At 55.0% G+C, this 25094-nt stretch carries 23 protein-coding genes and 1 other RNA gene; 7 read left to right on the forward strand and 17 right to left on the reverse strand.

What is annotated here, in order from left to right:
- Positions 1 to 70: 70 nt before the first annotated feature.
- On the reverse strand, positions 71 to 382 hold the full coding sequence (gene yqfB / locus C0560_RS16960) for a N(4)-acetylcytidine aminohydrolase (protein WP_194512121.1): 312 nt from the start codon (positions 380 to 382) through the stop codon (positions 71 to 73).
- Positions 383 to 434: 52 nt separating this feature from the next.
- On the opposite strand from yqfB, the gene C0560_RS16965 reads away from it, so the two are divergent.
- Both C0560_RS16965 and bglA read left to right on the forward strand, forming a co-directional pair.
- Positions 435 to 1166, forward strand: a complete 732-nt coding sequence (locus C0560_RS16965) for a MurR/RpiR family transcriptional regulator (RefSeq protein WP_102104699.1) — start codon at positions 435 to 437, stop codon at positions 1164 to 1166.
- Positions 1167 to 1282: 116 nt separating this feature from the next.
- Positions 1283 to 2716: a 6-phospho-beta-glucosidase BglA gene (gene bglA / locus C0560_RS16970; RefSeq protein ID WP_248859118.1), complete on the forward strand. Its 1434-nt coding sequence runs from the start codon at positions 1283 to 1285 to the stop codon at positions 2714 to 2716.
- A gap of 75 nt (positions 2717 to 2791) precedes the next feature.
- Here the strand turns inward: bglA and C0560_RS16975 are convergent, their stop codons facing one another.
- From C0560_RS16975 to C0560_RS17010, 8 genes are all read right to left on the reverse strand, one after another.
- Positions 2792 to 3535 carry an SDR family oxidoreductase gene (locus tag C0560_RS16975; protein WP_248859120.1) on the reverse strand — a complete coding sequence of 248 codons (744 nt, stop codon included), beginning with the start codon at positions 3533 to 3535 and terminating at the stop codon, positions 2792 to 2794.
- A 68-nt stretch (positions 3536 to 3603) separates the two neighbouring features.
- On the reverse strand, positions 3604 to 6477 hold the full coding sequence (gene gcvP / locus C0560_RS16980) for an aminomethyl-transferring glycine dehydrogenase (RefSeq protein ID WP_248859122.1): 2874 nt from the start codon (positions 6475 to 6477) through the stop codon (positions 3604 to 3606).
- Between the two features lie 69 nt (positions 6478 to 6546).
- Positions 6547 to 6936, reverse strand: coding sequence for a glycine cleavage system protein GcvH (gene gcvH / locus C0560_RS16985; RefSeq protein ID WP_100779029.1), 390 nt, complete (start codon positions 6934 to 6936; stop codon positions 6547 to 6549).
- A gap of 24 nt (positions 6937 to 6960) precedes the next feature.
- Positions 6961 to 8055 (reverse strand): glycine cleavage system aminomethyltransferase GcvT, encoded by a 1095-nt coding sequence (gene gcvT / locus C0560_RS16990; protein ID WP_181826815.1) that lies wholly within the window; start codon positions 8053 to 8055, stop codon positions 6961 to 6963.
- 445 nt (positions 8056 to 8500) lie between these two features.
- On the reverse strand, positions 8501 to 9703 hold the full coding sequence (ubiI, locus tag C0560_RS16995; protein ID WP_248859124.1) for an FAD-dependent 2-octaprenylphenol hydroxylase: 1203 nt from the start codon (positions 9701 to 9703) through the stop codon (positions 8501 to 8503).
- An 11-nt stretch (positions 9704 to 9714) separates the two neighbouring features.
- On the reverse strand, positions 9715 to 10893 hold the full coding sequence (gene ubiH, locus C0560_RS17000; protein ID WP_248859125.1) for a 2-octaprenyl-6-methoxyphenyl hydroxylase: 1179 nt from the start codon (positions 10891 to 10893) through the stop codon (positions 9715 to 9717).
- Complete coding sequence (pepP, locus tag C0560_RS17005; RefSeq protein ID WP_248859127.1) at positions 10890 to 12203, reverse strand: Xaa-Pro aminopeptidase; 1314 nt, start codon at positions 12201 to 12203, stop codon at positions 10890 to 10892. Before pepP ends, ubiH begins: the two co-directional genes overlap by 4 nt.
- A 24-nt stretch (positions 12204 to 12227) precedes the next feature.
- Positions 12228 to 12806, reverse strand: a complete 579-nt coding sequence (locus tag C0560_RS17010; protein WP_248859129.1) for a YecA family protein — start codon at positions 12804 to 12806, stop codon at positions 12228 to 12230.
- A 166-nt stretch (positions 12807 to 12972) separates the two neighbouring features.
- Here C0560_RS17010 and zapA point away from each other — a divergent pair, with 166 nt between their 5' ends.
- From zapA to C0560_RS17025, 3 genes are all read left to right on the forward strand, one after another.
- Positions 12973 to 13302, forward strand: coding sequence for a cell division protein ZapA (gene zapA / locus C0560_RS17015; RefSeq protein WP_100779023.1), 330 nt, complete (start codon positions 12973 to 12975; stop codon positions 13300 to 13302).
- Positions 13303 to 13343: 41 nt separating this feature from the next.
- Positions 13344 to 13527: non-coding RNA, 6S RNA (ssrS, locus tag C0560_RS17020), on the forward strand.
- A 24-nt stretch (positions 13528 to 13551) separates the two neighbouring features.
- Positions 13552 to 14148: a 5-formyltetrahydrofolate cyclo-ligase gene (locus C0560_RS17025; protein WP_181826819.1), complete on the forward strand. Its 597-nt coding sequence runs from the start codon at positions 13552 to 13554 to the stop codon at positions 14146 to 14148.
- 108 nt (positions 14149 to 14256) lie between these two features.
- Here C0560_RS17025 and serA read toward each other — a convergent pair whose 3' ends face one another.
- Together serA and rpiA are read right to left on the reverse strand one after the other, a co-directional pair.
- Positions 14257 to 15489 (reverse strand): phosphoglycerate dehydrogenase, encoded by a 1233-nt coding sequence (gene serA / locus C0560_RS17030; protein ID WP_100779021.1) that lies wholly within the window; start codon positions 15487 to 15489, stop codon positions 14257 to 14259.
- Positions 15490 to 15753: 264 nt separating this feature from the next.
- The gene (rpiA, locus tag C0560_RS17035) at positions 15754 to 16413 is read right to left on the reverse strand and encodes a ribose-5-phosphate isomerase RpiA (protein ID WP_100779020.1); all 660 of its coding nucleotides are present in this window, start codon (positions 16411 to 16413) and stop codon (positions 15754 to 15756) included.
- 189 nt (positions 16414 to 16602) lie between these two features.
- Between rpiA and argP the strand changes: the two genes are divergently transcribed.
- Positions 16603 to 17496 carry a DNA-binding transcriptional regulator ArgP gene (gene argP, locus C0560_RS17040; protein ID WP_100779019.1) on the forward strand — a complete coding sequence of 298 codons (894 nt, stop codon included), beginning with the start codon at positions 16603 to 16605 and terminating at the stop codon, positions 17494 to 17496.
- Between the two features lie 37 nt (positions 17497 to 17533).
- Here argP and C0560_RS17045 read toward each other — a convergent pair whose 3' ends face one another.
- Entirely contained in the window at positions 17534 to 18274 is a 741-nt protein-coding gene (locus C0560_RS17045) for an oxidative stress defense protein (RefSeq protein WP_100779018.1), read from the reverse strand.
- A gap of 88 nt (positions 18275 to 18362) precedes the next feature.
- Complete coding sequence (gene argO, locus C0560_RS17050; RefSeq protein WP_100779017.1) at positions 18363 to 18998, reverse strand: arginine exporter ArgO; 636 nt, start codon at positions 18996 to 18998, stop codon at positions 18363 to 18365.
- Between the two features lie 185 nt (positions 18999 to 19183).
- On the opposite strand from argO, the gene dctP reads away from it, so the two are divergent.
- On the forward strand, positions 19184 to 20233 hold the full coding sequence (gene dctP / locus C0560_RS17055; protein ID WP_248859130.1) for a TRAP transporter substrate-binding protein DctP: 1050 nt from the start codon (positions 19184 to 19186) through the stop codon (positions 20231 to 20233).
- Between the two features lie 49 nt (positions 20234 to 20282).
- Here dctP and mscS read toward each other — a convergent pair whose 3' ends face one another.
- From mscS to epd, 4 genes are all read right to left on the reverse strand, one after another.
- On the reverse strand, positions 20283 to 21143 hold the full coding sequence (gene mscS, locus C0560_RS17060; protein WP_100779015.1) for a small-conductance mechanosensitive channel MscS: 861 nt from the start codon (positions 21141 to 21143) through the stop codon (positions 20283 to 20285).
- A 187-nt stretch (positions 21144 to 21330) separates the two neighbouring features.
- Complete coding sequence (gene fbaA / locus C0560_RS17065) at positions 21331 to 22410, reverse strand: class II fructose-bisphosphate aldolase (RefSeq protein ID WP_100779014.1); 1080 nt, start codon at positions 22408 to 22410, stop codon at positions 21331 to 21333.
- A 92-nt stretch (positions 22411 to 22502) separates the two neighbouring features.
- Complete coding sequence (pgk, locus tag C0560_RS17070) at positions 22503 to 23666, reverse strand: phosphoglycerate kinase (RefSeq protein WP_100779013.1); 1164 nt, start codon at positions 23664 to 23666, stop codon at positions 22503 to 22505.
- A 49-nt stretch (positions 23667 to 23715) separates the two neighbouring features.
- The gene (gene epd, locus C0560_RS17075) at positions 23716 to 24735 is read right to left on the reverse strand and encodes an erythrose-4-phosphate dehydrogenase (RefSeq protein ID WP_102104708.1); all 1020 of its coding nucleotides are present in this window, start codon (positions 24733 to 24735) and stop codon (positions 23716 to 23718) included.
- Positions 24736 to 25094: the final 359 nt, after the last annotated feature.

Genomic DNA, 25094 nt, shown 5'->3' on the forward strand with positions numbered 1-25094 from the left:
TAAATCCCAGATTAGTCCTTAAAAATCATTAAATTAAAAACGATTTTCACCTAACAGATGTGAGTTTTAATCAAAGACATTTAAAATCAATCACATAAAACTGACTCTGATTCGGATAGATCTCTGCAATCACCTGTTTAAGCGCCTCAAGGGACATATTCTCCTGCTGAGCATGTTTTTCCGTTAGCGTATCCAGCGTGACGGTCGATGTTCCCACCACTTCGATGGTGCAAAAATAGGCGTCGTCTTCAAAGCGTCCGACGCGCAAAACATCGCCCGTTTTAAAATGTGATTCAGACTCGTCACGAATGGTGATGGTTTTACGTCCGGCCAGAATGTCATCCTGGAAGCGCTGAAAAAAAGTGATGTCGTTAGGCTGCATGTTATTATTCCCTGAAGATGAAGTCTGATGAGTGAGTTTAGCCACTGTGAGCATGTTCTCCCATTCCGCCATTGCCAGTCTCAACAATCTGGAGATGATGGTCTACAACTATGTCATCAAAAACCGCGACAAGGTGACCTACATGACCATCCGCGAGCTGGCGGATGCGGCTGGCGTGTCCACCACCACCGTGCTGCGTTTTTGTCGCAAGCTCAACTGTGACGGCTATTCCGAATTCCGCGTGCGGTTTAAATTATATTTAGAACAAAACGAACCGCAGCAGGCGAATTTCGGCACCAGTGAAATTATCAGCTTTTTTAAAAGCGTTAACAACGAAGAATTTGATGCGTTATTAGAGCAGGCGGTCGATATTATATTATCGTCAGAGCGTATTATTTTTGTCGGCGCGGGCACGTCCGGATCGCTTGCGAAATATGGTGCGAGATTCTTCTCAAACATCGGTAAATTCAGTAACCATATCGACGATCCTTATTTTCCGGTAACGAACGATATGGCGAAAAATGCGCTGGCGATTGTCTTGTCCGTCTCAGGCGAAACGGAGGAGATCCTGCGCTTCGCCAGCCAGTTCAGCCTGCATCACTGTAAAGTGCTCTCTATCACCAGCCACGAGCACTCGCGCCTGGCAAAACTGGCGGACTTTAATCTCTCCTGGCATGTGCCGCAAACCCGTATTGCAGGCGTCTACGATATTACGACTCAAATTCCGGTGATTTATATTCTTGAATCTATTGGCCGTAAACTGGCGAAGAAACTGGCGGAATAAAACGCCCTGTTTTTTTGATGTAACATATTACATTCCAGGCTAATTGTTATATCGTGACATTTAATTCTGCTTTGCTAGACTCGGAATCAATAGATCCTAAGACGAGCATAGCAAACATGAAAAAACTCACCTTACCAAAAGATTTTTTATGGGGCGGCGCGGTAGCGGCGCACCAGGTTGAAGGCGGCTGGAATAAAGGCGGCAAAGGGCCAAGCATTTGCGACGTGCTGACCGGCGGCGCCCACGGCGTTCCGCGTGAAATCACTCAGGAAGTGGTACCGGGCAAATATTACCCCAACCACGAAGCCATCGACTTCCACGGTCATTACAAAGAAGACATCAAGCTGTTTGCCGAGATGGGCTTCAAATGTTTCCGTACCTCTATCGCCTGGACGCGTATCTTCCCGAAAGGCGACGAAACTCAGCCGAATGAAGAAGGCCTGAAGTTCTACGACGACATGTTCGATGAACTGCTGAAGTACAACATCGAACCGGTCATCACCCTCTCCCACTTCGAAATGCCGCTGCATCTGGTGCAGGAGTACGGCGGGTGGACCAACCGCAAAGTGGTTGATTTCTTTGTACGCTTTGCTGAAGTGGTCTTCGAGCGCTACAAGAGCAAGGTCAAATACTGGATGACCTTCAACGAAATCAACAACCAGCGTAACTGGCGCGCACCGCTGTTCGGCTACTGCTGCTCCGGCGTGGTCTATACCGAGCATGAAAACCCGGAAGAGACCATGTATCAGGTGCTGCACCACCAGTTCGTTGCCAGCGCGCTGGCCGTGAAGGCCGCGCGTCGCATCAATCCAGAAATGAAAGTCGGCTGCATGCTGGCGATGGTGGCGCTCTATCCGTTCTCCTGCAAACCAGAAGATGTGATGTTCGCTCAGGAATCCATGCGTGAGCGCTATGTCTTCACCGACGTACAGCTGCGCGGCTACTACCCAAGCTACGTGCTGAACGAGTGGGAGCGCCGTGGCTTTACCATCAACATGGAAGCGGGTGACGAGCAGATTCTGCGTGAAGGCACCTGCGATTACTTAGGTTTCAGCTACTACATGACGAACGCCGTCAAAGCCGAAGGCGGAACCGGTGACGCGATTTCCGGCTTCGAAGGCAGCGTGCCGAACCCGCACGTGAAAGCCTCCGACTGGGGCTGGCAGATTGACCCGGTCGGCCTGCGCTATGCCCTTTGCGAGCTGTATGAGCGCTATCAGAAACCGCTGTTTATCGTTGAGAACGGCTTTGGCGCGTACGATAAGGTCGAAGAAGATGGCAGTATCAATGATGACTACCGTATCGACTATCTGCGCGCACACGTGGAAGAGATGATTAAAGCCGTGACCTATGATGGCGTGGATCTGATGGGATACACCCCCTGGGGCTGCATCGACTGCGTCTCCTTCACCACCGGCCAGTACAGCAAGCGCTACGGCTTTATCTATGTGAACAAGCACGATGACGGCACGGGCGATATGTCCCGCTCCCGTAAGAAGAGCTTTGCGTGGTACAAAAAGGTGATTGCCAGCAACGGCGAGAACATCTAACTACCCGGTCGGCGCTTAGCTTGCGCTGGCCTAAAATCTCCAGCCCGGTCAGCGCAACGCCGCCGGGCATTATCACTACTTCCCGCCCGCTAACTCGATAAAACTGCCCGTCACATACGACGCTTTCTCGCTGAGCAGCCAGACAATCGCCTGCGCTACCTCTTCAGGCTGGCCGCCGCGCTGCATCGGTAAAGCGGATTTCACCCGATCCACACGACCAGGCTCACCGCCGGACGCATGGATATCGGTGTAAATCAGGCCGGGACGCACGCCGTTGACCCGAATACCGTACGCCGCCACTTCCAGCGCCAGCCCAGTCGTGAGTGAATCCACTGCCCCTTTCGACGCCGCATAATCAACGTACTCGCCCGGTGCCCCCAGACGCGATGCTGCCGACGAGACGTTCACAATCGCCCCGCCTTTGCCGTGATGTTTGAGGGACATGCGTTTTACCGCTTCGCGACAGCAGAGGAAATAGCCCGTAACGTTGGTCGCCAGCACACGGTTGATGCGCTCGGCGGAGAGATTTTCGATGGTGCTCTGCTCACACAAAATCCCGGCGTTGTTGACGAGTGCCGCCAGCGGCTCCCCCTCGCGGTCAATGCTGTCAAACATCGCCAGCACCTGCGTCTCGTCGCTGATATCCGCGCGCACGGCAAAGGCTTTGCCACCTGCATCGGTAATCTGAGCGATCACATCCGTCGCGGCCTTAATATTGTGGTGATAATTCACCGCCACGGTATAGCCTTCGCCTGCCAGCTGCAGGGCTGTCGCTCGGCCAATTCCCCGGCTCGCGCCGGTAACCAGTGCAATTGCCATATATTTCTCCCAATAAAAAAGCCGGGTGGCGGCTACGCCTTACCCGGCCTCCTGTCAGAGCTTAAGTATTACTGATATTCGCTCATTGGCACGCAAGAACAGAACAGATTACGATCGCCGTAGACATCGTCGAGACGTTTCACGGTCGGCCAGTATTTGTTCGCCACGCCTGCCGGGAAGACAGCCTGCTCACGGGTATAACCGTGGTTCCACTCGGCCACCAGCTCGTTTTGAGTGTGCGGGGCGTTCACCAGCGGGTTATCTTCCAGCGGCCATTGACCCTGTTTCACACGGTCGATTTCCGCGCGGATCGCCAGCATCGCGTCGATAAAGCGGTCCAGTTCGACTTTGCTTTCCGATTCGGTCGGTTCAACCATCAGCGTACCCGCCACCGGGAAGGACATGGTTGGCGCGTGGAAGCCGTAGTCGATCAGGCGTTTAGCAATATCCAGTTCGCTAATCCCGGTCTCATCTTTCAGTGGACGAATATCGAGAATACATTCGTGCGCCACGCGGCCATCGCGACCGGTGTAGAGCACCGGATAAGCGTCTTTCAGGCGAGTTGCGATGTAATTTGCATTCAGAATCGCCACCTGGCTTGCCTGCTTCAGCCCTTCCGCGCCCATCATGCGGATATACATCCAGCTGATTGGCAGAATGGATGCGCTACCAAACGGTGCCGCAGAGACCGCGCCCTGACGGGTCAGCATGCCTTCAATCTGCACCACGCTGTGGCCTGGAACGAACGGTGCCAGGTGCGCTTTCACGCCGATTGGTCCCATACCCGGGCCGCCACCGCCGTGCGGAATACAGAAAGTTTTATGCAGGTTCAGGTGCGAAACGTCCGCGCCGATGAAACCAGGAGAAGTAATGCCCACCTGCGCGTTCATGTTTGCGCCGTCGAGGTAAACCTGACCGCCGAACTGATGCACCACTTCGCACACTTCGCGGATGGTCTCTTCGTACACGCCGTGAGTGGACGGGTAAGTCACCATGATGCAGGAGAGTTTATCACCCGCCTGCTCTGCTTTTGCACGCAGATCGGCCAGGTCGATGTTGCCGTTTTTATCACAGGCAACGACGACCACTTCCATTCCCGCCATCTGCGCAGACGCCGGGTTGGTGCCGTGGGCAGAGCTTGGGATCAGGCAGATATCACGATGCCCTTCGTTGCGGCTTTCGTGATAGTGACGAATCGCCAGCAGGCCTGCGTATTCACCCTGCGCGCCGGAGTTTGGCTGCATGCAGAGTGCGTCGTAACCGGTCAGTTTCACCAGCCAGTCGGAGAGCTGACCGATCATCTGATGGTAGCCTTCCGCCTGATCGGCCGGGCAGAACGGGTGCAGTTCAGAGAACTCAGGCCAGGTAATCGGGATCATTTCCGCAGCGGCATTGAGCTTCATGGTACAAGAGCCCAGCGGGATCATCGCCTGGTTCAGCGCCAGATCTTTGCGCTCCAGAGAGTGCATGTAACGCATCATCTCGGTTTCGCTGTGATAGCGGTTAAACACCGGATGGGCCAGGATCGCGTCATCACGCAGCATGCTTTCCTGAATGGAGCGGCTGTCGTGCGCCACCTCTTTATCCAGGTTAGCGACGTCCAGACCGTGGTCATCACCCAGCAGTACGCTGAACAGCGCCTGGATATCTTCACGGGTAGTGGTTTCGTTCAGGGTGATACCCACTGCGTTCAAAATATCGCTACGCAGATTGATTTCGGCAGCTTCAGCACGCGCCAGCACGCCCGCTTTGTCGGCCACTTCCACACACAGGGTGTCGAAGAAGTGCGCATGGCGCAGCTTCAGGCCTTTCTGCTGCAAGCCCGCCGCCAGAATATCGGCAAAACGGTGAATGCGGGTAGCGATGCGCTTCAGGCCGACCGGGCCATGGAACACGGCGTACAGGCTGGCGATGTTGGCCAGCAGCACCTGAGAGGTACAAATGTTGGAGTTCGCTTTCTCGCGGCGGATATGCTGCTCGCGCGTCTGCATCGCCATGCGCAGCGCGGTGTTACCGGCAGCGTCTTTCGACACACCGATAATACGGCCAGGCATGGAGCGTTTGAATTCGTCTTTCGCCGCGAAGAAGGCCGCGTGCGGACCACCGTAGCCCATCGGCACGCCGAAGCGCTGTGCTGAGCCGAAGACAATATCTGCGCCCTGTTTGCCAGGGGCGGTGAGCAGCACAAGCGCCATAAAATCAGCGGCCACGCTGACCACAATTTTGCGGGATTTCAGCTCAGTAATCAGGCTGCTGTAGTCGTGAACTTCACCGGTGGTGCCAACCTGCTGCAACAGCACGCCAAACACATCCTGGTGATCCAGAACCTTTTCCGCATCGTCAACAATCACGTCAAACCCGAAGGTTTCCGCACGGGTGCGGACCACGTCCAGCGTCTGGGGATGAATGTCTGCCGCCACGAAGAAGCGGTTAGCGTTTTTCAGCTTGCTGACGCGCTTAGCCATCGCCATCGCTTCAGCAGCGGCGGTCGCTTCGTCAAGCAGAGAAGCGGAGGCAATATCCAGCCCGGTCAGATCCAGCGTCACCTGCTGGAAGTTCAGCAGCGCCTCCAGGCGGCCCTGGGAGACTTCCGGCTGATAAGGCGTATAGGCGGTGTACCAGCCTGGGTTTTCCAGCATGTTGCGCAGGATCACCGGCGGTAACTGCACCGGGGTGTAGCCCATGCCAATGTAAGACTTAAAGCGCTTGTTGAGACCGGCGATTGCCTTCAGCTCTGCCAGCGCGGCGTATTCAGTGGTCGCGTCACCTACCTGCGGCGGCGTGGCGAGCTGAATGTCTTTGGGCACGATCTGGCCGATCAGTGCGTTTAACGAATCCGCGCCAACTGTCTTCAGCATCTCCTGCTGTTGCTGAGCATCCGGCCCAATGTGGCGTTCAATGAAGGCGCCACGGTTTTCAAGCTGGCTTAAAGTCTGTGTCATGAGCGATGGTTCCTAAACGTGCGGTGATATTAGGATCCCCTCCCCCTTTCGGGAGAGGGTGAAAAGCAATTACTCGTCTTCTAACAGTGCTGCGTACGCGGTTGCATCCAGCAGAGCTTCAACTTCTGCTTCGTCGTTCGCTTTGATTTTGAAAATCCAGCCGCCGGTGTACGGCTCGCTGTTAACCAGCTCCGGGGAGTCGCTCAGGGCGTCGTTGACGGCCACGATTTCGCCGCCCACTGGCGCGTAGATGTCAGACGCGGCTTTCACCGATTCTGCAACAGCGCAATCGTCGCCCGCGCTCACGGTCGCGCCGACGTCCGGCAGGTCCACAAACACCATGTCACCCAGCAACTCTTGTGCGTGCTCGGTGATCCCAACGGTGTAAGTCCCGTCGGCTTCTTTGCGCAGCCATTCGTGTTCTTTGCTGTATTTCAGTTCTGCTGGCACATTGCTCATTGGAATTCTCCTGATAAAAAATGATTAGGCGACCGGTTTACCGGCGCGAACAAAAATCGGTTTAGTCACGCTGACCGGCATTTCGCGGTTGCGGATCTGCACCACGGCAGTTTCGCCAATTCCGGCCGGTACGCGCGCCAGCGCAATGCTGTAGCCCAGCGTCGGTGAGAATGTGCCGCTGGTAATGATGCCTTCATGAAGATTGCCGCTGGCATCGGTGAAACGCACAGGCAGCTCGTTACGCAGCACACCCTTCTCTTTCATCACCAGCCCGACCAGTTGATCGGTGCCTTTTTCACGCTGCAGTTCCAGCGCTTCACGGCCAATAAAATCGCGGTCAGCCGGTTCCCATGCGATGGTCCAGCCCATATTGGCAGCCAGCGGAGAGATACCTTCATCCATCTCCTGACCGTAGAGGTTCATTCCGGCTTCCAGACGCAGCGTATCGCGTGCGCCCAGGCCCGCAGGTTTGACACCGGCTTCAACCAGCGCACGCCAGAAATCGGCGGCTTTCTCGTTCGGCATCGCAATTTCATAGCCCGCTTCACCGGTGTAGCCGGTCGTTGCGATGAACAGATCGCCTGCCTGAACGCCGAAGAACGGCTTCATGCCCTCCGTCGCTTTACGCTGCTCTTCGCTGAACAGAGAAGCGGCTTTAGCCTGCGCGTTAGGCCCCTGAACGGCGATCAGGGAAAGATCGTCACGTACGGTGATATCAACGGCGTATTTGGCAGCGTGTTCAGAAATCCAGGAGAGGTCTTTTTCGCGGGTAGCGGAGTTAACAACGAGGCGGAAGAAATCTTCAGTGAAGTAATAAACGATCAGGTCATCAATCACGCCGCCGGAGGCATTCAGCATCCCGGTGTAGAGCGCTTTGCCTGGCGTTTTGAGTTTGGCGACATCGTTCGCCAACAGATAACGCAGAAACTCCCGGGTGCGACTGCCGCAGAGATCGACAATGGTCATGTGGGAGACGTCGAACATCCCGGCATCGGTGCGCACAGCGTGGTGCTCATCGATCTGCGAGCCGTAATGCAGCGGCATCATCCAGCCATGGAAATCCACCATGCGCGCGCCGCATAACGTGTGTTGTTCGTACAAAGGAGTCTGTTGAGCCATCTTGTCCTCGTTGATTTAGCAGAGCGGGGCAATCTTGTGTTTCGCGCGAAATTTCACCACGAAACCCGGCGTCGGTATCACTCCTGGACGCCGACGCAAACGTTCTCTTTCCCCTGAACTTACCACCGAAATCGGCGATTAACCATAAGCTAAAGCGGGTCATCACATTAGCTTATGACCAAAAAACGCTGAAAAGCCTACAGAGTTATTCACTGGCAAAATGCGATTTACCCCGCATTAAATTAACTTTAATTTCACATTATTTAGCACAGGCTGATATTTTCTGTGGAAAAACGCGGCTAATTTCCGTCATGGAAAAAACACGACATTAGATAATCTAATGCGAAAAGAGGCGTGGAATTAGAATATTTCAAACGAGGGAAACATCCCGGCACCAAGGCCGGGAGAGGAAAGTGTGATGGGGGTCTAATTTAACGTTTAGTGCTTAACGCAGCCACTCAGGGAGATCGTTTAACCCCATCGCCTGGCGAAGGAGTTGCGGTTTTACGCCGGGAAGCGTATCCGCCAGTTTCAGTCCAACATCGCGCAGCAGTTTTTTCGCCGGATTGTTACCGGCAAACAGCTCGCGGAAGCCCTGCATCCCCGCCAGCATCATCGCCGCACTGTGTTTGCGGCTGCGCTCGTAGCGGCGCAGGTACAAATGCTGACCAATGTCTTTGCCTTCACGATGCAGACGACGCAGCTCATCGATAAGCTCTGCGGCATCCATAAAGCCCAGATTCACGCCCTGCCCGGCCAGCGGATGAATAGTGTGTGCGGCATCGCCCACCAGCGCCAGACGGTGCGAGGCAAACTGCCGCGCGTAGCGTCCGGTCAGCGGGAAGAGCTGGCGTTCACTTTCCAGCGTACACAGCCCAAGACTGTTATCAAAGGCCATGCACAGCGCCTGATTAAACGCGTCAGGCGTCGCCGCCTCCATCTGCTGTGCTTTTTCCGGCACCAGTGACCAGACGATGGAGCACAGATGCGGATCGCTTAACGGCAGAAACGCCAGGATGCCGTCATTGTGGAAAATCTGACGCGCGACACCGCCGTGCGGTTCGGTCGTGCGGATCGTCGCCACCAGCGCATGATGACGGTAATCCCAGAAGGTGAGCGGAATATCCGCTTTGTTACGCAGCCAGGAGTTTGCGCCATCGGCACCCACAACCAGCCGCGCGGTCAGCATATCGCCGCTTTGCAGTGTCAGAAACGCCTCGTTTTCGCCCCAGGCGATCTGTTGCACCTGCGCGGGTGCCATCAGGGTGACGTCGGAACAGCTCTGGGCTTTGCGCCACAGAGCGTGGTGAATCACCGCGTTTTCAACGATATGGCCCAGATGACTGTAGCCCATGCTCTCATCGTCAAACGCGATATGGCCGAAGCTGTCTTTGTCCCACACTTCCATCCCGTGGTAGCAGCTGGCGCGAAACGCGGTGATCTCTGACCAGACGCCGAGATGCGTTAACAGCTTTTCACTGGCGGCGTTAATGGCCGACACGCGTAGCTCTGGCGGTGCGTCCTGCGCAACAGGCTGCGGCGGCTTATGTTCAAGCACTGCCACACGCAGGCCGCTGCCCTGTAAACCACAGGCCAGCGCCAGCCCCACCATTCCGCCGCCGACAATGGCAACATCAACATTCTGCACTTAGTAACTCCTTAACGAGCGACCCAACCGAGAGTTCGCTGCGCCAGCACGTCGCGTGCCGGAATGAATAGTTCCATCGCCATCAAGCCCGCGTTGCGCCCGGCTACCAGCGGCGCCCAGCGATTCGCGAACAGATGCACCAGGCCATCGGTCACACCGATGGTCGCCTCTTTATCTGCCTGACGGCGTTTCTGATACTGACAAAGCACGGAGTAAGCACCGCAATCGTCGCGATCCTGCCATGCCTGCGCCAGCGTCTCCGCCAGGCTCATGACATCGCGTAATCCTAAGTTAAACCCCTGCCCGGCAATCGGATGCAGGGTTTGCGCCGCATTCCCGACTAACGCCACACGATGAGACACGGAGCGCGACGCGGTGGTTAATGCCAGCGGATAGGCGGCGCGTTTCCCGGCGTGGGTGATTCGCCCTAAACGCCAGCCAAAGGCTTTTTGCAGTTCATCGCAAAAACGCGCATCTGACCAGGCCATCACGTCATCCATAACATCCAATGCGTGGCACCAGACCAGCGAACTGCGGCCAGCCGACATGGGCAGCATCGCCAGTGGGCCGTGCTCGGTAAAACGTTCAAAGGCGCGGCCCTGATGAGGCACAGCGGTGGAAACGTTAGCGATCACCGCCGCCTGACCGTAAGGCTGCTGCTGCCATTCGATACCGCATTGGGTGGCAAGCGCAGAACGGGAGCCGTCTGCGGCCACCAGCAGTTTGCCATCCAGCACGTTGCCATTATCCAGCGTCACACTCACCCCTGCGTCACTGCGGGTGAAGCTTGCGACACGCGCCGGGCAGTGCAGCGTCACGCCAGGCGCATCCTGCAATAAGCGGAACAGGCGCTGCCCCACGTCGTGCAGTTCGACCACCTGCCCGAGGGCATTAATGTGGTAATCCTGGGCATCGAGCGTAACAAAACCGGCGTGGCCGCGATCGCTGACGTGAACGGTATTGATCGACGTCGCGCACTCGGCAATCGCCTGCCAGATACCCAGGCGTGACAGGTGCTGACAGGTCCCCTGCGCCAGCGCAATGGCGCGGGCATCAAAGCCTGGATGCTGCGCCGTCTGCGGCGCAACGGCTTCAACCAGGTGAACGGGGAGCTGGCCGTGCGTCAGCTGTGAGATGGCCAGCGCGAGCGTCGCGCCCGTCATGCCACCGCCCACAATGATCACGCTCATACGCGCGCCGCCGCCATCAGAGCTTCGATCTCATCGGCCTTTTTGACCACGGAAGCCGTGAGGTTTTCGTTACCGTTTCCGGTGATCACGATGTCATCTTCAATACGAATACCAATCCCGCGATACTCGGCAGGGACATCCGCATCGGGCGCGATATACAGGCCCGGTTCAACGGTTAACACCATCCCCGGCTCAAGGGTGCGCGAACGATCCGGACCGTAGCCGCCGACATCGTGGACATCCAGCCCCAGCCAGTGGCTCAGGCCATGCATAAAGAACGCGCGATGGGCGTTGTCGGCAATCAACTCTTCCACGTCACCCTTGAGGATGCCCAGATTCACCAGCCCGTTCACCATGATGCGGATCACCGAGCCAGTCACGTCCTGAATGGAGGTTCCCGGACGGAACAGCGTTAACGCGGTTTCCAGCGATTCCAGCACGATGTCGTAAACAGCGCGCTGCGCCGGGCTAAATTTGCCGTTCACCGGGAAGGTGCGGGTGATGTCACCGGCATAACCGCGATATTCACACCCGGCGTCGATCAGCACCAGATCGCCGTCACGCAGTTCGCTTTCGTTTTCGGTGTAGTGCAGGATGCAGCCATTTTCCCCGCCGCCCACAATCGTGTTGTAGGACGGGAAGCGCGCCCCGTGGCGGTTGAATTCATGAAGAATTTCGCCTTCGAGCTGATACTCGAACATTCCCGGACGGCACTTTTCCATGGCGCGGGTATGGGCCTGCGCGCTGATTTCGCCCGCGCGGCGCATCACATCCAGCTCTTCCGGCGATTTAAACAGCCGCATTTCATGAACGATTGGGCGCCAGTCCGTCAGGGACGCGGGTGCCGATAAATTCTGACGAGAGCCTTTACGCAGTTTATCCAGCGCCGCAAACACCAGTTCATCGGCGTAAGCGTATTCGCCCTGAGCGTGATACACCACGTCCAGACCGTTGAGCAATTGATAGAGCTGCTCGTTGATTTCGCTGAAAGCCAGCGCGCGTTCCACGCCGAGTTTCTCTGGTGCGGCGTCTTGCCCTAAGCGGCGGCCAAACCAGATTTCGGCAGTCAGATCGCGAACGCGGTTAAAGAGAACGCTGTGGTTGTGGGTGTCATCGCTCTTAATCAGCACCAGTACCGCTTCAGGCTCATTAAAGCCGGTGAAGTACCAGAAATCGCTGCTCTGGCGATAGGGATATTCGCTGTCATTGCTGCGTGTGGCTTCCGGTGCGGCAAAAATCAGTGCCGCGCTGCCCGGCTGCATATGGGCTAAAAGCGCCTGGCGGCGGCGAAGAAACTCCTGTTGAGTCATGACACCCTCCTGTGCGTTCTTTTTTTAATGTAAGGTCGGTTTGCGGACTTCCAGTGCGGTCGGCTGTGAGCGCGTAAAGGTGTCGTGGCACAGCAGCGCCGCGACGCGTACGTACTCGATAATCTCTTCGACGGACATTTCCAGCTCTTCCTGATCTTCGTCTTCGTCGTAGCCCAGCTGCGCGATGTTGCGCAGATCGTCGATCGCTTCACCCGCTTCGCCGGTAACTTTATCGAGCTTAGGCTGCGTAACGCCCAGACCCAGCAGATAGTGGTTTACCCAGCCTGCCAGCGCATCGGCGCGATCGAAGACGCTAACGTCGTCGCCATCAGGCAGATAAAGCTGAAAAAGGAAGCCATCGTCCTCCAGAGAATCACTGGTCGCCGAGTGCATTTTGCGCAGGGCTTCAGCAAGCTCGTGACCAAAGGCCAGACCTTCGTTCGTCAGGTCATGAAGCAGCGGCTGCCATGAGCTGTCGCTGTTTCCGCCGCACAGCATGCCACTGATCAGACCGTGCATTTCAGCAGGGGTCAAACCCACGCCCTGCTGGTTAAGTAACTGGCTTACTTCGTTGTAACCAGGCATTTCGTTCTGTATAGACATGCGCATTCGTCATCGTTGGAGGAATATTCATGATATGCTACCACTTTGGACCCTGGAGATACCAGAAAAGGGCTTGTATCTTCATATCAGGGTAGCTATAGTGTCGCCCCTTCGCAGCCCCCGGGCCATGTGCGAAGGTCGCGCAGTCAATCAGCAGGAAGGTGGCATGTCTGCACAACCCGTCGATCTCCAAATTTTTGGCCGTTCGCTGCGAGTGAATTGTCCGCCTGAACAAAGGGATGCTTTGAATCAGGCTGCGGATGATTTGAATCAGCGGTTGCAAGATCTAAAAGAACGCACTAGAGTCACAAATACTGAGCAGCTGGTTTTCATCGCCGCGTTGAACATCAGCTATGAATTAACTCAGGAAAAAGCGAAGACCCGCGACTACGCGGCGAGCATGGAGCAACGGATTAAAATGCTCCAACAGACCATTGAACAAGCGCTGCTTGATCAGGGTCGCACCCCCGAAAGGCCGGTGCAAAAGTTTGAATAACACTTTGCAGTTGACTATGGTAGAGTGACTGTGAAGACAAAATTTCTCTGAGATGTTCGCAAGCGGGCCAGTCCCCTGAGCCGATATTTCATACCACAAGAATGTGGCGCTCCATGGTCGGTGAGCATGCTCGGTTCGTCCGAGAAGCCTTAAGACTATGACGACACATTCACCTTGAACCAAGGGTTCAAGGGTTACAGCCTGCGGCGGCATCTCGGAGATTCCCCTTCTTTACTACCTTCAAGCATCATGACTCAATTTCCTGAAGTCCCTGCTTCCCGACAAGACATCCGTCAGTTAATCCGCAAACATCGTCGAGCGCTTTCGCCCGAACAACAAACGCATTTCGCCCAGCTCGCTGCAGCCCGTATGATGGCGTATCCCCCTGTGGTTATGGCCCATACCGTCGCCCTGTTTCTGTCGTTTGACGGCGAGCTGGATACCCAACCGCTGATCGAACAACTCTGGCGCGCCGGGAAAAAGGTCTATCTGCCGGTGCTGCACCCGTTCAGTCCGGGCAATCTGCTCTTTTTGCACTACCATCCGCACAGCGAACTGGTGGTGAACCGTCTGAAAATTAGCGAACCCAAACTCGACGTGCGCGATGTCCTCCCCTTAAGCGAACTGGACGTGCTGATCACGCCGCTGGTGGCTTTTGATGAAAGCGGTCAGCGTCTCGGAATGGGCGGAGGATTTTACGATCGCACGCTGCAAAACTGGCAGCTGTATGGTTTGCAGCCGGTGGGCTATGCCCATGATTGTCAGGGCGTGAAAGCGTTGCCGGTGGAGAAATGGGATATTCCGCTGCCCGCAGTGGTGACGCCGTCGAAAGTGTGGGAGTGGTGAGGTAAACAATAAAGCCGGGTGGCGGCTACGCCTTACCCGGCTTACGATTTGGATTCGCCTGAGAGGTCGGGTAAGGCGTCAGCGCCACCCGACACAGCAAACCGCAGATTAGTACAACAGACGCGCGCGAATCGTGCCCGGAATCGCCTTCATGCTCAGCAGCGCTTTCTCCGCCACATCTTCATCTGCTTCGATATCAATAACCACATAGCCCATCTGCGAGTTAGTTTGCAGATACTGCGCGGCGATGTTGACGCTCTGCTCGGCAAAAATCTGGTTAATCGCGGTCAGCACGCCTGGACGGTTTTCGTGGATATGCAGCAGACGGCGACCACCGTGCAGCGGCAGAGACACTTCCGGGAAGTTCACCGCAGACAGCGTAGAACCGTTATCGGAATACTTGCTCAGTTTACCCGCCACTTCCAGACCGATATTTTCCTGCGCTTCCTGAGTCGAACCGCCAATGTGCGGCGTCAGGATCACGTTGTCGAATTCACACAGCGGAGAGGTAAACGGATCGCTGTTGGTGGCCGGTTCTGTCGGGAAGACGTCGATAGCCGCGCCCGCCAGATGCTTGCGCTTCAGGGCATCGCACAGGGCAGGAATATCCACTACCGTACCGCGAGCGGCATTGATCAGCAGTGCGCCCGGTTTCATCAGCGCCAGCTCTTCCGCACCCATCATATTTTTGGTGGAGGCGTTTTCCGGCACGTGCAGGCTCACCACATCGCTCATGTTCAGCAGATCGGAAAGATGCTGCACCTGGGTCGCGTTACCCAGTGGCAGTTTGTTTTCGATATCGTAGAAGAAGACATTCATGCCGAGAGATTCGGCCAGAATTCCCAGCTGCGTCCCGATATGGCCGTAGCCGATAATCCCCAGCTTTTTACCGCGCGCTTCGAACGAGCCGGACGCCAGCTTGTTCCACACACCGCGGTGGGCTTTGGCGTTTGCCTCCGGAATACCGCGCAGCAGGAGCAACAGCTCGCCAATCACTAACTCCGCCACGGAACGGGTGTTGGAGAAAGGTGCGTTAAAGACCGGCACGCCGCGTTTGGCTGCCGCATTCAGATCAACCTGATTAGTACCGATACAGAAGCAGCCGATAGCCACCAGCTTCTCAGCGCAGGCAATAACCTCTTCAGTCAGGTGAGTACGGGATCGCAGGCCAATGAAATGGGCATCACGGATGGATTCTTTCAGCTGCTCAGTATCCAGCGCGCCTTTGTGGAATTCGATGTTGGTGTACCCTGCTGCACGAAGGTTATCGAGTGCTTTCTGATGCACCCCTTCGACGAGCAGAAACTTAATCTTGTCTTTTTCCAGTGATACCTTTGCCATTTACCCGACCCTGTTTTGTCTGAACTGATGTTGTGCTGGATTTAAATCCGCTCCCGCCAACATATCAAAAAAAACTATTGCAGCAATATGAACGTTTGCGTCGTCACTCTGAAGAAAAGTCATCCAGGGCGAAATGTCAGAGGAAAATGCTGTGGATAATCAGGAAAGCGGCAGGATCGTCAGAACAGGTCAAAAAACGTGACACAAGTCACCGAATTTCGCTTTTGAAAAATATTTAGCGGGGGGAAGGCTCCCCCCGTCAGATCATTTTACGATGGTTTTCACGCCGTCAGCGGTGCCAATCAGCGCCACATCCGCGCCACGGTTGGCGAATAGCCCTACCGTCACGACGCCTGGGATGGCGTTAATGGCATTTTCCATCGCCACGGCGTCCATGATCTCCATACCGTGAACGTCGAGGATGACGTTACCGTTGTCAGTCACCACGCCCTGGCGATATTCCGGACGACCGCCCAATTTCACCAGCTGACGCGCCACCGCGCTGCGCGCCATCGGAATGACTTCAACCGGCAGCGGGAAGTTACCGAGAATATCCACCTGCTTAGACGCATCCGCGATACAGATGAATTTATCCGCGACGGAAGCGATGATCTTTTCACGCGTCAGGGCTGCACCGCCGCCTTTGATCATCTGCATATGGCCGTTGATCTCATCAGCGCCATCAACGTAAATCCCCAGACGATCGACTTCGTTAAGATCGAAGACCGTAATGCCGAGACTTTTCAGCTTTTCCGTGGAAGCATCGGAGCTGGATACCGCGCCCTCGATCTGCCCTTTCATCGTGCCGAGCGCATCAATAAAATGTGCGGCGGTCGAGCCAGTACCGACACCGACAATGGTACCGGGTTGTACGTACTGGAGAGCGGCCCATCCTACTGCTTTTTTCAGTTCATCCTGCGTCATGATCTTTTTGCCTGTGGTGTGAAAACTCAGGGCGTATTATAGAACAGGCAGGCAGGGAATGTCCCTGTGACCGGTATCACATTACCGAGCAAAGCCCTGACAGATCCGATGTGGTCGGAATTGGTCTGTCACAAAGGTAAATTTGTGTCATAGTGCAGAATCAGCAAAATTCAGGAGTACTGCCCCGCAATGAAACGTCCGGACTACAGAACACTACAGGCGCTTGATGCCGTCATTCGTGAACGAGGTTTTGAGCGCGCAGCGCAGAAGCTGTGCATCACTCAATCCGCCGTATCACAGCGAATCAAACAGCTTGAGAATATGTTCGGACAACCGCTGCTGGTGCGTACCGTTCCGCCACGCCCGACGGAACAAGGGCAGAAGCTGTTGGCCCTGCTGCGTCAGGTTGAGCTGCTGGAAGAGGAGTGGCTCGGCGATGAACAGACCGGTTCCACACCGCTGCTGCTCTCGCTGGCGGTGAACGCCGACAGTCTGGCCACCTGGCTGCTGCCCGCCCTCTCCTCGGTGCTGGCTGATTCGCCTATCCGCCTCAATCTGCAGGTGGAAGATGAAACCCGTACTCAGGAGCGGCTGCGTCGTGGCGAAGTGGTGGGTGCGGTCAGTATCCAGCCGCAGGCGTTGCCAAGCTGCCTGGTCGATCAGCTCGGCGCGCTGGACTATCTTTTTGTCGGCTCAAAAGAGTTTGCTGAGCGTTATTTCCCGAATGGCGTCACCCGTGCCGCGCTGCTGAAAGCCCCTGCCGTGGCCTTCGATCATCTCGACGATATGCATCAGGCGTTCTTGCAGCAGAACTTCGATCTGCCGCCGGGCAGCGTGCCCTGTCATATCGTGAATTCGTCTGAAGCCTTCGTGCAGTTGGCCCGTCAGGGGACGACCTGCTGTATGATCCCGCATTTGCAGATTGAGAAAGAGTTGAAGAGCGGTGAACTTATCGACTTAACGCCGGGGCTGTATCAGCGTCGGATGTTGTACTGGCACCGTTTTGCGCCGGAGAGCCGCATGATGCGCAACGTCACCGATGCACTGCTGGCCTACGGGCATAAGGTGTTGAGACAGGATTAATAAAAAAGCCGGGTTACCCCGGCTTTTTTGTCATTGATTACTGCGCAGGCGCCTGCTGTTGCTGCTGACCCTGTGCCGGTTCCAGCTGGAAGACCACATCCACCTGATCGTCGAACTGAATGGTCGGCTGCTCGTAAGTTTCCTGTGCGGAAACCGGTGCGGCATCGGCCTTCATCATGCGAACCATCGGGCTTGGCTGGTAGTTAGAGACGTGGTAACGCACGCTATACACCGGGCCGAGCTTCGATTTGAAGCCAGAAGCCAGCTGCTCTGCCTGACGTACCGCGTCGTCAATCGCCGCTTTGCGCGCTTCGTCTTTGTATTTCTCCGGTTGCGCAACGCCCAGCGACACGGAACGGATTTCGTTCAGACCCGCTTTCAGCGCGCCATCCAGCAGCGAGTTCAGCTTATCGAGCTGACGTACAGTCACTTCCACCGTACGCACGGCGCGATAGCCTTTCAGAATGCTTTTACCATTCTGATAGTCGTAATCTGGCTGGGTGCGGAGATTCGCGGAGTTAATGTCTTTCTTAGCAACGCCGTTCTGCTCAAGGAAAGAGAGATATTGCGCAACGCGATCGTCGGCCTGTTTCTTGGCTGACGCAGCATCTTTTGCCGCCACGTTCACTTCAATCGCAAGGGTTGCAACATCGGGAGCAGCGTCCACGCTTGCTGTACCGGAAGTGACAATGTGCGGTCCATTTGGCAATTCGTTTGCCTGTACCGATACTGCACCAAAACTGACTAATGCCGCCAGGGCCATCACTTTAAACTTCACTGTTATTCCTCCATGTTGCGAAGTGCCCACCTAAGGGCGCATGCCAGCAAGCTTAGCGCGTCTGCTTCAGTTGTCCATAAGACAACGCTTAGTTGAACAATACCTGTACGTGACTAATGCCCTCTTTCGCCAGCTGGAACGCGATAAACCACATCACCACGCCGACGAGAATATTAATGATGCGCTGCGCTTTGGCGGTGCGTAAGCGCGGGGCAAGCCAGGCGGCAAGTATCGCCAGACCAAAAAACCACAGGAAGGAAGCGCTCACGGTTCCCAGCGCGAACCAGCGTTTAGGTTCGACATCCAGCTGACCGCCCAGGCTGCCGAGCACCACGAAGGTATCCAGATAAACGTGTGGATTAAGCCAGGTCACCGCCAGCATGGTGGCGATGATCTTCCAGCGTCCCTGCTTCATCACTTCGGCGCTGGCAAGTTCCAGGTTACTGCTCATGGCGGTTTTCAGAGCGCCAAAACCGTACCACAGCAGGAACGCTACGCCACCCCAGGTCACCAGCGCCAGCAGCCACGGCGATTGCATCAGTAGCGCGCTGCCGCCAAAAATCCCGGCGCAAATGAGCAGCAAATCGCTGACGGCGCAGAGCATGGCGATCATCAGGTGATACTGGCGACGGATCCCCTGGTTCATGACGAACGCATTTTGGGGACCGAGCGGTAAAATCATGGCTGCGCCTAGCGCAAGGCCTTGAAAGTAATAAGATAACATGGGGAAATACTCTTACACGATTGTCGTTACGGCAGACTATACTGCGAGATCTTCATTAGAGGAAATTGATAATATTAATCCCTAATTAGCTACCCTAATGATGCCGTATTGAGATTCTGACAAACGTTTTAACTCCGGATTTAGCGTATGCTGAAGGTATCAGCAACCGTACCAAAGGAATGGATATGAAGCATAACGCGAAGGCTTTACTTTACTGCGCCGCCTGGGTGTTTACCTGCTTGTGGGCTGCCACCGCCAGCGCGACCACTACCTTACGCTATACCGATCACGAACCGTACGGAAACATGCGTACCCGGCTCATAAAAGAGACTTTTTTTAGAGCGATTGAGACGGAATCCCTCGGTCGCCTGAAAATCGACGCCCACTGGAACGGCGAGCTGTCCACCAGCTATAACGCACTAACGACCATCAGCCAGGGCGGTGTTGCGGATATGGGCACTGTCGTCCCCGAATACACGCCCGACCTCCTTCCACGGCACCAGATATTTAAAAGCTTCCCTCTTGGGCCTGCCAGCGGTAATGCCCAGGCTGCCGCCTTTCAGCGCATCTTCAAGGATTATCGCCAGTTCGGGAACGAGCTTGAAAAAAATAACGTGATAAACCTGCAGTTTTTCCTCGGGTATCCGGTAGGTTTTTTCACCACCCAACCCAATGTGAAACTCGATCAGTTGAACGCAAGCAAATGGCGAACGGCCAGTTTCTGGCATCAGTCATTTTTACGTAACGCGGGTGGCGTTCCGGTGAATATGCCGTGGAATGAGCACATTACCGAAGCGCTGAAGGACGGGCAGCTTGACGGCCTGATGGTTAACCTCGACAGCGGGCACGATATTCACGCCGAGCGGGCCGCACCTTATATTCAGCTTTCTCCTTCCCTGTGGCTCGGACACGTATATCTGCTGGTGATGAATAAAGCGGTGTGGGACAGCCTCGACGTCAAGGATCGCGGTGCCATCAGACGTGCGGCCGCCGCTACGCAAAAACGTCTTGGCGCAGCGCAAGAGGCTAATCTGGCCGAGATGACCAACGCGATGAAACGAGAAGGCGCGACCATTCATTATCTGACAAACGATGAGCTGAAAGCCTGGCAAACCGCCACCGGGTACCAGCAGGTTCAGGCCGAATGGGTCACTCAGCAGGAAAACAAAGGAATCAGTGATGCGGGACTGTTGATGCAGGGTGCCAGCAGCATTATTGACCAGACACTGAGATAAAAAAACGCCCGCCGGTATTCACGCGCGGGCGTTGTTTGTCAGAACGGATTTATTCGCTCGCGTGTTCTTTCACGCGCTTGAAGTTCACGTCCATCTGCGGATACGGGAAGCTAATACCGTTAGCGTCAAATTCACGCTTAATGCGCTCCAGCACGTCCCAGTAAACTTCCTGCAAATCGCTGCTTTTGCTCCAGATGCGTACCACGAAATTGATCGACGAAGCACCGAGTTCGTTCAGACGAACAGTTCTCTCGCGGTCCTGGATGATACGAACATCCGACTCAATGATATTCGTCAGCAGCGCTTTCACCTTATCGATATCGGAATCATACGCCACGCTGATCAACAGTTCGTTGCGACGTACCGGTTCGCGGGAAAAGTTAATGATGTTTCCGGCGATGATTTTACCGTTCGGCACCACAACGATACGGCCATCAACGGTGCGCAGGGTGGTGGAGAAAATCTGCACCTGCAGCACGGTCCCGGCAATGCCGCCTAAATCGACGTATTCACCGGAGCGGAACGGGCGGAAAGTCACCAGCAGCACGCCTGCGGCGAGGTTCGACAGTGAACCCTGCAGGGCCAGACCGATAGCCAGACCCGCAGCACCGAGTACCGCGATGACGGAGGCCGTCTGTACACCGACGCGCCCAAGCGCAGCAATCAGCGTAAAGGCAATCAGGCCGTAGCGCACCAGCGCGGAGAGGAAATCTGCCACCGTGGCATCAATCTGACGCGCGCGCATCACGCGGTTGATCGCATTGGACACCACGCGTGCCACGATCATCCCGACGATAATAATCGCAATCGCCGCCACGATATTCACCGCATAACTCAGCAGTAGCGCCTGGTTGCGCACCAGCCAGGTGCCCGCGTTGTTGATGCCATCTACTACACCGAGATCATCCATTCATTCTTCCTTTTGCTAATCCAGACAAAAAATCCATCTCACTGGGAGACAGGCAGGTCAGTAAAGGGTAAACAAAAAGTGCTGATTATGCCAAACAGATCACACAATAGGCCGTGGCAGCCCGTTGAAAAGGCATAAAAAAAGGCCCGCAAATGCGGACCTTTTTAACGCTTTTCAGCAACTCAAATTACAGAACGTCAACCGCGTTCAGTTCTTTGAATGCCTGCTCCAGACGGGTAATCATAGAAGTCTGGGCAGCACGCAGCCATACACGTGGATCGTAGTATTTCTTGTTCGGCTGGTCTTCGCCTTTCGGGTTACCCAGCTGGCCTTGCAGGTAAGCTTCGTTGGTTTTGTAGTACTGCAGGATGCCGTCCCAGGTCGCCCATTGGGTATCGGTATCGATGTTCATTTTCACTACACCGTAGCTTACGGAGTCTTTGATTTCCTGAGCAGAAGAACCGGAACCGCCGTGGAAGACGAAGTTCAGGCTGTTGTGCGGCAGGTTGTGTTTCTTAGAAACATATTCCTGAGAATCGCGCAGGATAGTTGGAGTCAGAACCACGTTACCTGGCTTGTAAACGCCGTGTACGTTACCGAAAGATGCCGCGATAGTGAAACGTGGGCTGATTTTGCTCAGCTCGGTGTACGCGTAATCAACATCTTCTGGCTGGGTGTACAGTGCAGAAGCGTCCATGTGGCTGTTGTCCACGCCGTCTTCTTCACCGCCGGTGCAACCCAGTTCGATTTCCAGGGTCATGCCCATTTTGGACATGCGCGCCAGGTATTTGGAGCAGATTTCGATGTTTTCGTGCAGTGACTCTTCAGACAGGTCGATCATGTGAGAAGAGAACAGTGGCTTACCGGTCGCTGCGAAGTGTTTTTCACCCGCGTCCAGCAGACCGTCGATCCATGGCAGCAGTTTCTTCGCGCAGTGGTCGGTGTGCAGGATAACTGGAACACCATAGTGCTCAGCCATCTGGTGTACGTGGTGCGCACCAGAGATAGCGCCCAGGATTGCTGCGCCCTGAGGAACATCAGTTTTAACGCCTTTACCCGCGATGAACGCTGCGCCGCCGTTAGAGAACTGTACGATAACCGGAGCTTTAACTTTTGCAGCGGTTTCCAGTACGGCGTTAATGGAGTCGGTACCCACGCAGTTAACTGCCGGCAGAGCAAAGTTGTTTTCTTTTGCTACCTGGAACACTTTCTGAACGTCATCACCAGTGATCACGCCAGGTTTTACGAAATCAAAAATTTTAGACATGTTACGTAGTCCTGTATCTTCGGCCGTTAGAAAAGGTGCGAGCTCTAAAAAGCACGCTGAAATTTGGGCAGGTTTCCCTGCCCATGAATGGCTTACTTCTTAGCGCGCTCTTCGAGCATTGCTACTGCTGGCAGAACTTTGCCTTCCACGAATTCGAGGAATGCGCCGCCACCAGTGGAGATGTAGGAAATTTTGTCGGAAATACCGAACAGGTCGATTGCCGCCAGGGTGTCGCCGCCGCCTGCGATGGAGAACGCTTCGCTGTCTGCGATTGCGTTAGCCACGATTTCAGTCCCTTTACGGAAGTTAGGGAATTCGAACACGCCAACCGGGCCATTCCACAGAATGGTTTTCGCGTTTTTCAGGATGTCAGCCAGTTTCTGTGCAGACACGTCGCCCAGGTCCAGAATCTGCTCTTCATCTTTGATGTCGTTAACAGACTTCAGCGTCGCGGTCGCTGTTTCAGAGAACTCAGTTGCTACGCGCACGTCAGTTGGGACAGGGATATCGCAAGTGGTCAGAAGGCGTTTAGCTTCGTCAACCAGGTCTGCTTCATACAGGGATTTACCCACGTTGTGGCCTTGAGCGGCAACGAAGGTGTTCGCGATACCACCGCCAACGATCAGCTGGTCAGCGATTTTAGACAGGGAATCCAGAACGGTCAGTTTGGTAGACACTTTAGAACCACCAACGATAGCAACCATTGGACGTGCGGGTTCTTTCAGTGCTTTACCCAGTGCTTCCAGTTCGTCAGCCAGCAGTGGACCTGCGCAAGCTACGTCTGCGAATTTACCGATACCGTGGGTAGAAGCCTGAGCACGGTGAGCCGTACCGAATGCATCCATCACGAAGACGTCGCACAGTGCAGCGTATTTTTTGGACAGTGCTTCGTCGTCTTTCTTCTCGCCTTTGTTAAAGCGAACGTTTTCCAGAACAACCAGTTCACCTGCAGCCACTTCAACGCCGTCCAGGTAGTCTTTAACCAGACGTACCGGGCTGGACAGTTTGTCTTTCAGGTAATTAACAACCGGCAGCAGAGAGAATTCTTCGTTGTACTCGCCTTCGGTCGGACGACCCAGGTGAGAGGTTACCATCACTTTCGCACCCTGTTTCAGTGCCAGTTCGATGGTTGGCAGAGAAGCACGAATACGCGCATCGCTGGTCACTTTGCCATCTTTAACAGGTACGTTCAGATCGGCACGGATGAAAACGCGTTTACCTGCCAGATCCAGATCGGTCATCTTAATTACAGACATGGTGAATCCTCTCGTTGATTCTTAAAGTTTTGCATGCGCACTTTGCGCCCTACCTGAAACCTTGTGCGGCCATGGCTAACGTGGTGTCGAGCATCCTGTTAGCAAAGCCCCATTCATTATCGCACCACACCAGCGTTTTGATGAGGTGAGCACCGCTGACCCGCGTCTGTGTACCATCGACAATGGCACTGTGCGGATCGTGGTTAAAATCTACTGAGACCAACGGTAATTCCGTATAGTCAACTATACCATGAAATGCACCCTGTGCCGCTTTTTGCAGCAACAGGTTGACTTCACTGGCTTTTACCGGTTTTTTAACCGTGACACTGAGGTCAATCGCGGTGACATTTATGGTCGGCACGCGAACCGCAATGGCTTCAAAACGGTCGTTAAACTGCGGAAAAATGCGGGTAATTCCGGCCGCCAGTTTCGTATCCACCGGAATGATTGACTGGCTCGCCGCACGTGTGCGACGCAAGTCCGGGTGATACGCGTCGATAACCTGCTGATCGTGCATGGCGGAGTGAATCGTGGTTACTGTGCCCGATTCGATGCCATACGCATCGTCTAGCAGTTTGATGACCGGAATAATGCAGTTTGTGGTGCAGGAGGCATTAGAGACAATACGGTGTTCGGCTTGCAGCTCGAGATGGTTCACGCCGTAGACGACGGTTGCATCGAGATCGTGACCACCGGGATGGGAAAACAGGACTTTCTTCGCGCCTGCTGCCAGATGCGCCTCGCCGTGTTCGCGATTGCCGTACACGCCGGTACAATCCAGCACCACATCCACACCCAATTCACGCCACGGCAGCGCGTCAATACTGCGCTCATGCAGGACGCGAATCACATCATCGCCGACGAACAGTTGCTCTCTTTCCTGGCGTACATCCCAGGCAAAGCGCCCATGGCTGGTATCGTATTTCAACAAATGCGCCATACCCGCCGCGTCTGCCAGTTCATTGACAGCCACTACGGTGATTTCCGCCCGACGTCCTGATTCATATAATGCACGAACCACGTTACGTCCGATGCGACCAAAGCCATTAATCGCTACGCGTACGGTCATAGGTCTCCTGCAAGGCTATCCCTGAGATTGAGGTGGCTGAAAGAGTAATCCAGCTACGCTCAGAGGGGAATCCTTGCCTGTCACAAACTGCGACTGATTGGTCAATTGTCGAACATTTAATCGACTGAAACGCTTCAGCAAGAATAAGCGAAACGGGGAATAAAAGGAACGTTCGCCCGGAGGGATTCGCCATTTATCTGACTTGCGTCACATTTCTTCAGCCATTTACCGCGGAATTATTCCACTCCGGCGCAAACATATTCGCCCTGGTCGTCATCCGTGGCGTCAGGTCCACTATGCGACTATCGCAAAGTACAGGCGCCACGTTTGGACCCTCAGTGCGCAAATTAACGGCTACT

Origin of the sequence: Lelliottia sp. AC1 (genome assembly GCF_023278595.1) — a bacterium.
Classification (GTDB): Bacteria; Pseudomonadota; Gammaproteobacteria; order Enterobacterales; family Enterobacteriaceae; genus Enterobacter; species Enterobacter nimipressuralis.